Origin of the sequence: Hoeflea sp. 108 (assembly GCF_000372965.1) — a bacterium.
Lineage (GTDB): Bacteria > Pseudomonadota > Alphaproteobacteria > Rhizobiales > Rhizobiaceae > Aminobacter.
In genome coordinates, this window is record NZ_KB890024.1 from 4,724,531 (window position 1) to 4,737,301 (window position 12,771).

18 protein-coding genes and 1 tRNA gene are annotated in these 12,771 nt (G+C 63.9%); 8 read left to right on the forward strand and 11 right to left on the reverse strand.

Annotated features, from left to right (window positions below; all coding sequences use genetic code 11):
• Positions 1-62 precede the first annotated feature (62 nt).
• Complete coding sequence (locus B015_RS0123440) at positions 63-539, forward strand: MarR family transcriptional regulator (RefSeq protein ID WP_018430185.1); 477 nt, start codon at positions 63-65, stop codon at positions 537-539.
• Positions 536-1,786, forward strand: coding sequence for a multidrug effflux MFS transporter (locus tag B015_RS0123445; RefSeq protein WP_018430186.1), 1,251 nt, complete (start codon positions 536-538; stop codon positions 1,784-1,786). The genes B015_RS0123440 and B015_RS0123445 overlap by 4 nt, the downstream gene beginning before the upstream one ends.
• Before the next feature lie 17 nt (positions 1,787-1,803).
• Here B015_RS0123445 and B015_RS0123450 read toward each other — a convergent pair whose 3' ends face one another.
• From B015_RS0123450 to B015_RS0123470, 5 genes are read right to left on the reverse strand one after another with little or no spacing between them, the layout of a single operon-like run.
• Positions 1,804-2,208: a nuclear transport factor 2 family protein gene (locus B015_RS0123450; protein ID WP_018430187.1), complete on the reverse strand. Its 405-nt coding sequence runs from the start codon at positions 2,206-2,208 to the stop codon at positions 1,804-1,806.
• 33 nt (positions 2,209-2,241) lie between these two features.
• Entirely contained in the window at positions 2,242-3,000 is a 759-nt protein-coding gene (locus B015_RS0123455; RefSeq protein WP_018430188.1) for a DUF429 domain-containing protein, read from the reverse strand.
• Positions 2,997-3,899: a pyridoxal kinase PdxY gene (pdxY, locus tag B015_RS0123460; protein ID WP_018430189.1), complete on the reverse strand. Its 903-nt coding sequence runs from the start codon at positions 3,897-3,899 to the stop codon at positions 2,997-2,999. The genes B015_RS0123455 and pdxY overlap by 4 nt, the downstream gene beginning before the upstream one ends.
• Complete coding sequence (locus tag B015_RS0123465; RefSeq protein ID WP_018430190.1) at positions 3,899-4,123, reverse strand: hypothetical protein; 225 nt, start codon at positions 4,121-4,123, stop codon at positions 3,899-3,901. Before B015_RS0123465 ends, pdxY begins: the two co-directional genes overlap by 1 nt.
• Complete coding sequence (locus B015_RS0123470) at positions 4,123-4,380, reverse strand: hypothetical protein (RefSeq protein WP_018430191.1); 258 nt, start codon at positions 4,378-4,380, stop codon at positions 4,123-4,125. The genes B015_RS0123465 and B015_RS0123470 overlap by 1 nt, the downstream gene beginning before the upstream one ends.
• 102 nt (positions 4,381-4,482) lie before the next feature.
• On the opposite strand from B015_RS0123470, the gene B015_RS0123475 reads away from it, so the two are divergent.
• The 5 genes from B015_RS0123475 to ppa all read left to right on the forward strand — a co-directional run bounded on the left by B015_RS0123475 (position 4,483) and on the right by ppa (position 7,949).
• Positions 4,483-5,118, forward strand: a complete 636-nt coding sequence (locus B015_RS0123475; protein WP_018430192.1) for a LemA family protein — start codon at positions 4,483-4,485, stop codon at positions 5,116-5,118.
• Between the two features lie 32 nt (positions 5,119-5,150).
• A complete protein-coding gene (locus tag B015_RS0123480) occupies positions 5,151-6,008 on the forward strand; it encodes a YgcG family protein (protein WP_018430193.1) in 858 nt (285 codons plus the stop codon).
• Between the two features lie 6 nt (positions 6,009-6,014).
• A complete protein-coding gene (locus B015_RS0123485) occupies positions 6,015-6,653 on the forward strand; it encodes a TPM domain-containing protein (RefSeq protein WP_018430194.1) in 639 nt (212 codons plus the stop codon).
• A gap of 148 nt (positions 6,654-6,801) precedes the next feature.
• Positions 6,802-7,308 carry a GNAT family N-acetyltransferase gene (locus tag B015_RS0123490; RefSeq protein WP_018430195.1) on the forward strand — a complete coding sequence of 169 codons (507 nt, stop codon included), beginning with the start codon at positions 6,802-6,804 and terminating at the stop codon, positions 7,306-7,308.
• 104 nt (positions 7,309-7,412) lie between these two features.
• Positions 7,413-7,949, forward strand: a complete 537-nt coding sequence (ppa, locus tag B015_RS0123495; protein ID WP_018430196.1) for an inorganic diphosphatase — start codon at positions 7,413-7,415, stop codon at positions 7,947-7,949.
• A 62-nt stretch (positions 7,950-8,011) separates the two neighbouring features.
• On the opposite strand, the gene B015_RS0123500 is transcribed toward ppa, so the two are convergent.
• The 3 genes from B015_RS0123500 to B015_RS0123510 all read right to left on the reverse strand — a co-directional run bounded on the left by B015_RS0123500 (position 8,012) and on the right by B015_RS0123510 (position 9,343).
• Positions 8,012-8,620: a hypothetical protein gene (locus B015_RS0123500; protein WP_018430197.1), complete on the reverse strand. Its 609-nt coding sequence runs from the start codon at positions 8,618-8,620 to the stop codon at positions 8,012-8,014.
• A gap of 107 nt (positions 8,621-8,727) precedes the next feature.
• Positions 8,728-9,042 carry a DUF167 family protein gene (locus tag B015_RS0123505; protein ID WP_018430198.1) on the reverse strand — a complete coding sequence of 105 codons (315 nt, stop codon included), beginning with the start codon at positions 9,040-9,042 and terminating at the stop codon, positions 8,728-8,730.
• 10 nt (positions 9,043-9,052) lie between these two features.
• Positions 9,053-9,343 (reverse strand): YggT family protein, encoded by a 291-nt coding sequence (locus B015_RS0123510; protein WP_026227641.1) that lies wholly within the window; start codon positions 9,341-9,343, stop codon positions 9,053-9,055.
• A 232-nt stretch (positions 9,344-9,575) separates the two neighbouring features.
• Between B015_RS0123510 and B015_RS0123515 the strand changes: the two genes are divergently transcribed.
• A tRNA-Ala gene (locus B015_RS0123515) sits at positions 9,576-9,651 on the forward strand.
• A 152-nt stretch (positions 9,652-9,803) separates the two neighbouring features.
• On the opposite strand, the gene B015_RS0123520 is transcribed toward B015_RS0123515, so the two are convergent.
• The 3 genes from B015_RS0123520 to B015_RS0123530 are packed head-to-tail and all read right to left on the reverse strand — an operon-like array spanning position 9,804 to position 12,751.
• Positions 9,804-10,553 (reverse strand): ATP-binding cassette domain-containing protein, encoded by a 750-nt coding sequence (locus B015_RS0123520; protein ID WP_018430200.1) that lies wholly within the window; start codon positions 10,551-10,553, stop codon positions 9,804-9,806.
• Positions 10,554-10,562: 9 nt separating this feature from the next.
• Entirely contained in the window at positions 10,563-11,762 is a 1,200-nt protein-coding gene (locus B015_RS0123525) for an alanine racemase (protein WP_018430201.1), read from the reverse strand.
• 11 nt (positions 11,763-11,773) lie between these two features.
• Complete coding sequence (locus tag B015_RS0123530) at positions 11,774-12,751, reverse strand: ABC transporter permease (RefSeq protein ID WP_018430202.1); 978 nt, start codon at positions 12,749-12,751, stop codon at positions 11,774-11,776.
• Positions 12,752-12,771 lie beyond the last annotated feature (20 nt).

The window sequence follows — 12,771 nt, forward strand, 5'->3', positions numbered from 1 at the left end:
CCGCCTTGACTTGCGCCAGGCGCCAAACTAAGGAACCCATATAATAAGGTTTACTTACTAAAATGGTCAATTCCAGTGACACCGACACCTTCGGCTTCATCGTAAACGACATTGCCCGGCTCATCCGTGCCGAGATGGACCAGCGCTGCGCCGATGCCGGCCTCGGCCTGACCACTGGCGAAGGCCGCGTCCTGCTCAATGTCAGCCGCACCGGTCCGATCCGCCAGGCAGCGCTCGCCGAACGCCTGGGCATCGAGGCGATGACGCTGAGCGGCGCGCTCGACCGTCTGGAAACCAAGGGCTTCGTCGAGCGCCAGCCCGATCCGGCCGACCGCCGTGCCAAGCTGGTGACGCTGACGGATGCGGGCACGTCAGTGGTCGCGCAGATCGAGCCCATCGCCTCGGGCATCCGCAGCGATGCCGCCCGCGGCATCGACCCCGACGAGTGGCAGCGCCTGCTCCTGGCATTGCGCGCCGCCCGCGCGAACCTCGTTGCAGCGCGCGCCGAAACCCAGTCCAGTGAGAGCGCGGCGGCATGAACATGCGTACTGACATCGCCGCCGCAGAGTCCGTAGCCGCGCCCGAACCGATCATGAGCGAGCGCCGGGTGTCGCTGATCGGCGGCCTGATGGTTGCCATCGGCCCGATCTCGCTCGCCCTGTTCACCCCGGCCATGCCGGAGATCGTCAACGCCTTCGGCACCACCGAAGCTGCTGTGAAGATGACGCTGTCGCTCTATTTCGGCGGTTTTGCCTTCGCCCAGCTCGTCTGCGGACCGCTGTCCGACGGTTTCGGCCGCCGTCCGATCACGCTCGTCTTCATGGCGATCTATCTCGCCGCCAGCGTGCTGGCGCTGCTCGCCCCCAACATCGAAACGCTGGTCGCCGCCCGCTTCCTGCAGGGTGTGGGTGCTGCGGTGGGCGTTTCGGTTTCCCGCGCGGTCGTCCGCGACGTCTTCACCCATGAGCGCTCCGCCCGCATCATGAACATGATCGGCATCCTGCTTGCCCTCGGACCTGCAATCGCGCCGACGCTGGGCGGCCTGACGATGGAGTTCTTCGGCTGGCATGCCATCTTCATCGTCATGGTGCTGCTGGGTGTCGTCGTTATGCTGGTGACGGTCTTCGCCCTGCGCGAAACGGTGCAGCGCGACCTGAGCCGCATTCGCCCCGGTGCTCTCTTCCGGTCCTACGGGTCGCTGCTGTCGAGCCCCTATTTCGTGCTCTGCAGTCTCGTCATCGCCGGCACCTCGGGCGCCATCTATACGCAAGCGACCGTGCTCGCCTTCATCCTGATGGAGCGTGTCGGCCTGACCGCAACGCAGTTCGGCCTGGGCATGCTGATGCAGACGGCCAACTTCATGCTCGGCGCGCTCATCACGCGCCGGCTGATGCCGCGCTTCGGCGCCCCGCGCCTTGTGCCTGTCGGTCTCGTCTTCGTCGCGCTTGGCTCGATCTCGATGGCCGTGGTGCTGCGCCTGTACGAGCCGACCTTCCTGCTCGTCATGGGTCCGATCGGCATTTACGCTTTCGGCATCGCCATGGTCCTGCCGGCAATGATGACGGCAGCCCTTGCGCCCTTCCCCAAGAATGCCGGCGCGGCATCGGCGATGATGGGCTTTTTCCAGATGGGCGCGGGCCTCGTCGGCGGTACGATCTCGGCGATGATCGGCGATCCGGTGACGGCGCTCGCCACCGTCATCCCGATCATGGGGCTGATGGCCATCGTCTCCTGGCTGACATGGAGCCGGTTACCCGAACCGTCCATCATGACTCGGCTGAAATAGCGATCTGGCGACGGCAGCTAGATGCCGTCGCAATCCTCGCCGATGGTCATCTGCGTGTTGGCGACGATCAGGCCATTCTTGGTGGTGAACGTCTCGCGCATGGTCATGTCGTTGTTGGGAAAATCGTAGCAGGCGAGCACGGCGACGGTGTCGCCCATCTCGCTCTCGACTCTGTGGCGGATCTTGGCGCCTTTGACCGCCGTCTGCCATTCGTCCATCGAGGCGATGAACTCCTCTTTGGTCTGGGTGACGCCGAGATCGTCGAGCCTGATGGTGGCGTCTCTGGCGAGAAGCTCGGACAATGCGGCCCTGTCGGCCACCAAAAGCGCGTCATACCAGCGGTCGACGACACTTTCCTGCGCCACAGCCTCCAGCGCCGCAAACATGGTAACCGCAGCCGCCATCGCCTGGATCGTCTTCATCGCCGCGCCTCCGCAATGAACCTTCCAGTAGACTTAAGCCCGGATGGCCACTGGAATGCCATAGCTATCGCGCCCCGGTGGCGTCGGGAATGAACGGGTTTCGTTCCGGCGGTGCCGATCTGCAACAAGCATCATGGCGCAGGCATCGAGGAAATCGTCTTCGGCAGCACCGCGCGGCGGCACACGGTCGAGGAAGCCGCGTTCATGGCCGACGCGCGCCAGAAGCGCCTTGCGCTCTTCCATGCCATCAGGATTGACCCTCCCCTTGATCTTCTTGGGCAGGCTCATCGCCCGCTCGTCATTGAGCCGCCAGAAGGCCACCTCGGGATGCGACTCGATCACCCGCTCGCGCAACGCAGGCCTTTCGACCATGAGTGCGTCGATCTCACGGATCTTGGAGAAGATGCCAAAGGCCTGGATCGACACACCGCGCGGCGGCTCCGACGTCTTGAAGGCCACCTCGCTCGCACGGCGATGGGCGGCATACCAGGCGTCGAGGTCGGTGAATTCAGCGGTGTCGGCATAGACGGCGGCCCGCGACGGGATCGAAAATACGCTCGATTGCCTTTGGCCGAGCAACGGCCGCACCAGTGCTTCAGGCCCGCGCCCGCCGCGACCGGAAAAGTCAGGCAGGCCGATCGGCATGTCGACAGCAACAATCGCATCGTCTGGCAACGCCGCCAGCAGTTCGGAGAAGGCTGAGAACACCATCGCCTCAGGCATCATTCCCGCGTCACGCCGGATCACCGCGACCCAGCCGGCCTTGCAGCCATCGACGCCGGCAACCGTCACACCCCTGGTTCCGCGCCGGCTTTCCGGCTCCGCGACGGGTGGATGAGCGTCCGAAGTTCGACCTGCGCCATCGGATGCGACAGGCTCTGTGCATCGGTCTCGAGCTGCAGCTCGTCGCCACCACGCTTGGAGGTGCGTGCCAGAATCTCGTAGACCGCCGCCGTGGTCGACTGCAGTGCCTTGGCCATCGGCTGGCCGGCAAGCAGGCGGGCAAGGAACACGGCGGCACTGAGGTCGCCCAGGCCGTTGGGCGGCCGATCTACGGTACGGTGCTCTGCCAAAAGTGCCTGCGTCTGCGTGACAAGCAGGTTGCCGGTGCCACTGGCCATCATCGCCGGCGCCGACGTCACCAGCATTGTCGGCGGCGGCGCGGCGAGCGCTGCCGCCATCGTCGCGCGCATGTCGTCGAGCTTGGTATCGGTCAGCCATTCCAGCTCGTAGCGGTTCGGCGTGGCGATGTCGGCCAGCGGCAGCAGTTGATCGCGCATGCCCTGTGCCAACGCCTCGGCGACATACAGCCCGCCCTTGTCGCCGATGACGGGATCACAGACGTAAAGCGCTTTCTCGTTACGCGCCTTCACTGCCTTTACCAGCGACGCGACCGCCGCCACCTGGCCAGGCTCGCCGAGATAGCCCGACAGCACCGCGGTCACCTCGCCGAGCCACGGCGCCCGTTCGAGATCGGCCATCAGCGCTGCGAACTGTTCGGTCGGCGGCACGATGCGGGTGGCCCGGCCGTGCCCAGGATGCCAGGGCAAAACAACGGTCGGCACCGCCCACACCGGATGGCCCAGCGTCTCAAGCGCGAACACCGCCGCGCGGTTGCCCACCGATCCGCGCGCCACATGGCTCGACACGACGATGACCGCGCGTGGCGCAACAGACTGTTCAATGCTCATCAGGTTTTTACCACCGCTAAGTAAGACAATAGCCAAAAGAAAAGCGCGACGGCCAACACAGCGCCCAGCAGAATGTGCAGGCCGTTGGACGTCTCTCCCTTTTCCTCCGCAGCATATTTGTGGCGTGCGACAAAGCAGCGACCGCCATGGTCGCTCTCGCGTGACAGCCGTTCGAGGGCGCGGCGCGACTCCGCCTGCCCCTCGTCCTCACTGCCCGTTGCCATTATCCGCCTCGAACGAGAAAATTGATCAGCCACAGCAGCAGGCCAACCGTCAGCACAACGCCGAGAATGCGCCCGATGCGCGTGCCGATATGCTCGATGGCATCGGTCTTGTCGACATCGGCCGCATTGAGATGGTCACGGAACTGGCCGGTCTTGCGCGTCACATAGGACGTGCCGCCGCCCTCGCTCTCCCGTGCGATGCGATCGAGGATGCGGCGCGATTCCTTTTCGCCATCGCTGTCCCTGGGCGATGCCATAGTCAAACGTCTCCCGGCACCATCGCCTGAGCGCATACCGGTTTTCTCGGCGCGCGTTTGTGATAATGCTTTGGCATTCGCTGCTTTGTCGAGGACATTCACATGCAGATGCGCGCTTCGTCGGCACTTCCTTCCTTCCGTCTCCTCCCGGCATTCATCTTCATGATGCTTGCCGTGCCGCTGCTTTCGGCTTGCGGCTACAACACCATCCCGACGCAGGAAGAACAGGCGAAGGCAGCCTGGAGCGAAGTGCTGAATCAGTACCAGCGCCGCGCCGACCTGATCCCGAACCTTGTGGAGACGGTGAAGGGTTATGCCTCGCACGAAAAGGACACGCTCGAAGGCGTCGTCGAGGCTCGCGCCAAGGCAACCCAGGTGACGGTCACGCCCGAAACGCTCACCGACCCCAACGCCTTCAAGGCATTCCAGGACAACCAGGCCGGCCTGACCAGCGCCCTGTCGCGCTTGCTCGCCGTGGTCGAAAACTACCCCGACCTCAAGGCCAACCAGAACTTCCTCGCCTTGCAGGCCCAGCTCGAAGGCACCGAAAATCGCATTGCAGTCGCCCGCCGCGACTACATCGAGGCCGTGCGCGTCTACAACACCACGCTCAAGACCTTCCCGTCGATGATCTGGAACTCGCTGTGGTTCCGCAACCAGCCGTTCCAGAATTTCACCGTCGCCGAAGACAAACTCGAAGCGCCAAAGGTGAATTTCGGCACCAAGCAGGGCGGCTGATGTAGCGTTGCACCCCAAGTGAAGTGGCAGCAATGACCTTGAAAGCGGGCGCCTGGACACCCCCTTCTGGCCTGCCGGCGCTTCTGGCGTTCCTGCTTCTGCTGTTCGCCGCCCCGGTTTTCGCCGCCGAACTCCCCGCCCTCACCGGCCGCATCGTTGACGACGCCAACATCATCGACGCCGCCACCAAGGCCCAACTCGTCCAGAAGCTCGAGGCCTTCCAGCAGAAATCCTCCGACCAGATCGTCGTCGCCACAATCCCGAGCCTCGATGGTGAGGAGATCGAACCCTACGCCAACCGCCTGTTCCGCACCTGGAAGCTCGGCCAGGCCGGCGAGGACAACGGCGTGCTGCTGATTGTCGCGCCCAATGACCGGCGCATGCGCATCGAGGTCGGCTACGGCCTCGAAGGTTCGCTCACCGACCTGCACACCAAGCTGATTATCGAAAACACAATGGTGCCCGCCTTCCGCGGCGGCGACTTTTCCGGCGGCATCTCCAAGGCCGTCGACGACATCATCATGGTCATCGAAGGCGACGGCGCTGAACTCGAGGCGCGCGCCAAGCGCAACGAACAGAGCCAGTTCTCGGGCCTCAGCGAAGACGACATCCTCATGTTCGTCTTCATAGCGCTTTGGGCGACGTTGTTCGTCGGCGGCATCGCCATGGCCATCCTGCCGCGTATTTATGGCCGCAAGCTCGGCCCCGGCCGCTACATCTGGCTGGGCATGACCTTCAACTACAACCAGCGCTCGGGCGGTGGTTCAGGCGGCTGGAGTTCCGGTGGCGGCGGCTTCTCGGGTGGAGGTGGTGGCTGGTCTTCGGGCGGCGGCGGCTTTTCCGGCGGGGGCGGCTCCTCCGGCGGCGGCGGCTCCTCGGGAAGCTGGTAGGGCGACATGAGCGAACCGACCTTGAACCCTGACGACCACGCGCGCATCGCCGCAGCGATACGTGCGGCGGAGGCCGAGACCTCGGGCGAAATCTATTGCGTGGTCGCCCGCCGCAGCGACGGCTATTTTTTCCCCGCCGCCTTTGCAACGACACTCGGCATCGTGCTCGTCAGCCTCGCGGCGGCCTTTGCACTTGAACACTGGTGGATCGCGGTGCGCCTGTCGCACTTCGTAGCCGTGCAACTGCTCGCCATCGCCGCCGCCTGCGCGCTGCTTTGGTGGCTGCCCGGCCTCAGGCTGTGGCTGGTGCCGCGCGGCCTCGCCTATCGCGCATCGCACGCCAATGCGCTCAGGCAGTTCTATGCCCGCAACGTCCACCTGACCACGGCGCGGACAGGCGTGCTCGTCTTCGTTTCGCTCGCCGAGCGCTACGCCGCTGTTATCGCCGATGCCGGCATCGATGCCAGGGTCGAGCAGGAAAAATGGGACGGCGTGGTGCGCGATCTCATCGATCACGCCCGCCGCGATCGCCTCGCCGACGGCTTCGTCGGCGCCATATCGAGTGTCGGCGCCCTGCTGTCGCAGCATTTCCCCGTCACGACCGACGACGTCAACGAACTCGACGACCATCTCGTCGAAATCTGACCCAGACCGGACGTCAGGGCATCGCCGCGTCCGGTGAGTCCATTTGGACACACCGCCTGCACAACTGTTCCCAATCGCGTGAAAGGGCTTCGGCCGCCGGCGCCCGACACTTTGCAACGCGCCATCAGCGGTTTATGGTTAAAAAACCATGAACACGCTGACAATCGACATCAGGAAAGCCGAACCCCGCGACGCGGATGCCATCGCCGAGGTCCATCACGAAGCATGGCGCGGCGCCTATGCCGGTATCATCCCGCATCGCGCCCTGACCTCGATGATCAATCGCCGCGGCGGCGAATGGTGGGCCAATGCGATCCGTCGCGCTGCAACCGTGCTGGTGATCGAGATCGGCGGCAAGATTGCCGGCTATGCCACGCTCGGTCGCAACCGCGCCCGCGAACTCAAGCAGCAGGGCGAGATCTACGAGCTTTACCTGCGTCCGGAATGCCAGGGCATCGGCCTCGGCAGCCGCCTGTTCTCCGCCGCCCGCCAGCGCCTTTCCGACCACGGTCTCAAGGGCATGGTGGTGTGGGCGCTTGAGGAGAATGAGAACGCGCTCGCCTTTTATGCCGGTGCCGGTGGCCGCGACATAGCCGAAGGCGTCGAGGTCTTCGACCAGAAAGCCCTCAAGAAGGTCGCTTTCGTCTGGGAGTGACGCCCCGGGCACGCCTTTCGTCGCAATAGCCCGATATCAATATTGCATTGCACGCGCGGCCCAAGGCGTTTATCGGGAGGCACCTTTAATTCTGGAGCCTCCCCATGCGCATCGATGCGATTTCGATCGGCAAGAATCCGCCTGAAGACGTCAACGTCATCGTCGAGGTGCCCGTCGGCGGGCAGCCCATCAAGTACGAGATGGACAAGGAAGCCGGCACGCTGGTCGTCGACCGCTTCCTCTACACCCCGATGACCTATCCGGGTAACTACGGTTTCGTTCCGCATACGCTCTCGGGTGACGGCGACCCGATCGACGTGCTGGTCTGCAACACCCGCCAGCTCATCCCCGGCTGCGTCATCAACGTGCGCCCGATCGGCGTTCTGGTCATGGAAGACAATGCCGGCGAAGACGAGAAGGTCATCGCCGTGCCGTCGCCCAAGCTGACCCGCCGCTACGAAAATGTCTTCAACCACACCGACCTGCCGGAGATCACCCTCCAGCAGATCGAGCACTTCTTTGCCCATTACAAGGATCTCGAGCCCGGCAAGTGGGTCAAGATCGGCGGCTGGCACGATGCCGCTTATGCCAAGAAGATGATCGTCGAGGCCATCGAACGCGCCAACGCCCTGAAGGCCTGAGGCCTCCGGCTTAACGCACGGCCAGGTAAATGTAAGGCGCGGTCGGCTCTGCCGGCCGCGCCTTAGTTTTGCGTCTTGCCTTCCGAATAGAACACCGGCATCGGCTCGCCGACCAGCACGCGCTCGTCGGCGCCGCAGGCGAAGTCCCGGGCCTGTTCGTCGGCGATCTTGCGGGCGGTATCGTTGGCGTCGGGCTTGCCCGATGCCAACACCAGGGCGACCACGCAGCCTTCCGGCTTGCCGGGCTGGCCGACCTTCGACACCACCAGCACCTCGATATCCTTTTCCTTGCCCTCCAGATCGGCCTGGACATGCCAGCGCCGGATGGTGGCAAAGGGCGTCGATTTCCCCTCATGGGTTGAGACGCGCCACTCGGTCTTGTCCATGGCTCCGTTGAACGTTTCGAAGCTCTGCCAGGCTATGTCGACGAAGTCCGCCGGCGGAAAACCGTAAAAGATGTTTTCCCTGAGGTCGCTCTCGAACACCAGCACCGGATAGCCGCCATATCCCGGACAGACCCGGTGGACGAAACCGCCGTCTTCGCTATCAGCCTGTTCGAAGATGACGCAATCGGCCTCGGCCCTGGTCTCGACATAGGCGCTCGAAATCTCTTCCGCCGCCACCTGATGCCACGGCATGGCAAGAGCCATCGCCAACAACAGCTTCCGCATTCCAGCCTCCCTCGCGCCACGGGGGAGGATAACCACGGCGCGAGCCATGCACAATATGCACGCAAAAGGCGAGCAACTGGATGAAGGCTTTAGCCTGAGATGCCTGCTCAGGCTTTTGCCAGGGCCGCCACCGACTTGGCCAACTCGGCCGGATCGCCGGAAACGCGCACGGTCTTGAGCCGCGACGTCCCGCCGGCGACCACTGAAACGGAGTTCCTGGGAATATCCAACGCCCTGGCGAGCAGCTTCTCCAGCGCCGCATTGGCAGCGCCCTTTTCGGGCACCGCCCTCACCCGCGCCGCCAGATGGCTGCGCCCGTCGGCGGTCGTCTCCACGCCTTCAACCGCATCCTTCGACGATTTCGGCGTCAGCCTGACGAACAGATCGACGCCGTCGTCGCGGTCGCGGAAGAAACCGGACACAACAGCCCGGTCAGAGCACCATCGGCGCGATGGTGGTCGCGATGAACTGGCGGATGAAGAACAAGATGAGCAAAAGGATGATCGGCGAGATGTCGATACCGCCGAGATCGGGCATAAAACGGCGGATCGGCCGGAGCGCCGGCTCGGTCAGCTTGTAGAGCATGTTGCCGATGGTGCCGACGAACTGGTTGCGCGGATTGACCACGTTGAAGGCATAAAGCCACGAGAAGATCGCCGAGGCGATGATGATCCACCAGTAAAGGTCGAGAGCCAGGACAACAGTCTGAATGAGGGCGAGCATGCCGTTCTCCAATGAATTGCCGACATTTAGCCATTGCACGCTTTTGCGGCAAGACCCGGCGGTGCTGTGCCGACCGACAACCACTGCTCTCGAGCCGGGTATCGGCTGCTGGCTGGAGGAGGCGCAATGGGCAGGAGCAACAACAAAACGCAGCGGCAACTGCAATGCCCTTACGGAAAACGCTTGCTTGACATCGGCCCTCGAGCGTCAATAAATGCGCCATCCGCTGGATGGGGCTGTAGCTCAGCTGGGAGAGCGCGTCGTTCGCAATGACGAGGTCAGGAGTTCGATCCTCCTCAGCTCCACCAGCGGAAATCACCAAAATACAGCCCTCATACCGGGCTTCCGTGTTGTCGTTAATTTTCAGGCTTTTGGCTTGGAAGCAGCGACCTAGGTCAGCTGGAGAGACGCATTCATGGGCCGGTCTCGGCCTCTTGTCTCTCTAATGCATTTCCCGTGCTTAGTGTTGCTGCAGTCCTGTGATCATGGCGATGATCTCGTTCTTGTCGGTCTTGGCCGTCTCGCGGATACCGATCTGGCGGCCGCGGCGGAGGACGCAGATGCGATCCGACAGCTTGAACACCTGGTCGAGGCTGTGGCTGATGATCAGAACGCCGATGTTGCGCTGCTTGAGCGACTGGACGATCTCCTCGACCTTGGCCGTCTCGGCGACGCCGAGTGCCGCTGTCGGCTCGTCGAGCAGGATCAGCTTGCTCGCCCAGTGCGTGGCCCTGGCGATCGCCACGCCCTGGCGCTGGCCGCCCGAGAGGTCGCGGATGGTGGCGTGGGCAGAGGGGATACGGACGTCGAGCTCCTTCACCAGCTTCTCGGTTTCGGCGATCATCCTGCGGCGGTCGAGCAGTCCGAATCCGTTCACCGGTTCGCGGCCGAGGAACATGTTCATGTAGACCGACTGCTGGTCGGCCAGCGCCAGATCCTGATAGACCACCTCGATACCGTGGGCGCGAGCCATCGTCGCGTTCGCCATGGTCACCGTCTCGTCCTCTATGGTGATCGTACCCGAGGTCGGTGTGTAGACGCCCGAGATGATCTTGATAAGCGTCGACTTGCCGGCACCGTTGTCACCGACCAGCGCGACGATCTCGCCCGCACGCACCTCGAGCGAGAAACTCTCGATCGCGGTGATGCCGCCGAAGGTCTTGCGGATGTCTGTGAGCCTAAGGATGGGGGCTGCTTGCGTCGTAGTCATGTCACCCTCCTAGACCGGCCACGCGGCGGTTTCGCCGAAGCCGGTCTCGATCGTTTCCACCTTGGGCGCGCCCTTCGAGGTGCCGGATACGCCGACCACATAGGCGCGGGTGACGAAGGCCTGGCCGCGGAAGCCGAAGACGGCGGTGTCGCCTGGCTTCGGCGCGCCGGGACCGGTCGCGTCGATCATGCCGTAATAGTCGATGGCCGAGGGCGGCGGCACCTCCACGCTGCGCAACGCTGCTGACGCCGTCGTCGGCTCCGAACCGACAATCGCCTTGACGTCGTAGTCGGGGAAGATCGGGTCGATGTAGAAGCCACCGCCGAAGCAATAGGCCTTGCCGCCCGACAGGTGCGAAACCTCGGTCAAATAGAGCACCGCCGGCAATTCCGGCAGATCTTCCATCACATGCAACGCAGTGGTGCCGTGCAGGCCGTTGCCCGGCTCGCATTGCGTAGCACCTGCTTCGGCGAGTGCGGCGAGCATGACGGATGATGTCGTGCCCGGCGCGTTCACCTCGATATCCCTGCGCCCTGCCTTGGCCAGCGCTGCGGCGGTCTTGGTCAGCGTCGCGAGATTGTGGGTCGGTACCACCTTGCGACTGGCGTGGTCGAAAAGCAGCGCCGGGAAGGTGGTGATGCCAGCGAAGCGGCCGCCCTCCAGCGCGTCGAAGCGGTCGGCGACCGCAGTCACGTCGGCGGCGGCGAAACCGCCCTCATGCCCGCGATAGAAGGTGTCGCCCTCGGCGTGGATGCGGGCCAGAAGGTCCTGCGTGCGGCCGGCAGCCCGTGCGCCTGAGGCCGCTTCTTCGGCCTTGCTGTCGTTGAACACTGTCCAGTAGTCGGGCTTGAAGGTTACGGCCGCGGCTGTGGCCTCGTGGCGGGCCACCTGCTGCAGGTGGCCGAGATGCGCGACCTTAAGCCCCGCCTTGTGGGTGGCGCGGGCGCAGGCCATGTCGACGGCTACCGCGCTGTCAATGCCGCCGCGCTTGACCGCCTGGCAGAACGAACTGGAACGACCGACCTGCTTGGTCATGGCGAATATCTTGAGGCCGAGACGGCGGGCTTCGGCGCCGAGAACGCCGGCGTTGCGCTCGACCGCATCGAGATCGAGCACATAGGCATTGGCCGGAATCTTGCCCTGCTGGTGCAGGGTCATCGCCGCTTCGATGAAGGCCGGGTTGCGGCGGCGCAGTACGTCGAGAAACATGTGTGCTTCCTTCAGCGGGACTTTTCGCGCAGCGACACGGCGACTGCGGCAAGTATGATGAGACCGCGAACGATCATCTGGTCGGAGACGGAAAGGCCCATCAGGATCAGGCCATTGTTGAGCATGCCCATCATCAGCGAGCCGACGAGCGCGCCGATGACCGACCCCTTGCCGCCGTTGAGCAGCGTGCCGCCGACGATGACGGCAGCTATCACCGTCATCAGGTCTGTTTCACCGAGCGTGTATTTCGCCGCCTGCAGGCGGCCGGCGTAAAGCAACCCGGCAAGACCTGCGAGGCCGCCGCTGATGGCAAGGACTGCGAGGCGAATGCGCGGCACGCTGATGCCCGACACGCTGGCCGCGCGCGCATTGTCGCCGGTCGCCAGCACATGGGCGCCGAAGCGCGTCTCGCGGTAGATGATGTGACCGAACGCGACCGCGATCGCCGTCCACCAGATCAGCGACGGGATGCCGAGGAACACGCCCGAACCGAAGAAGCCGGTAAAGGTGCTGTCTGTGACCGGGATGGAGCGCAGGTTGGTCATTGACCGCGCCACGCCGGCAAACAATCCCATTGTAGCCAGCGTCACAAGGAACGACGGCAGCCGGACATAAGCGACCAGCGCACCGTTGAGCAGACCGATCAGCAGGCCAGCGCCCAGGCCGGCAAGAACGCCTGCGACCAGCCCGTATTCGTTGATCGTCACTGCTGCGGCAAGGGCCGCGACGGCCACTGTCGATCCGATGGAGAGGTCGATCTCACCGGCCGACATGACAAACACCAGACCGATGGCCATTACAGTGGCGGGCGCGGTCTGCAGCACGATGTTGGAGAGATTGCGGACCGTCAGGAAGCCGCTGTCCTTCAGCACGATGGCGAAGAACAGGAAGATCGCCAGGAAGCCAAGATAGACGACATATTGCTGCAAGTTGATGCGACTGGCCGGGCCGGCCTGCTGGCCGGTGAGGCTGGTGTTGGCTGGGGGCATCTTTCTTCCTCCTGGTGGCA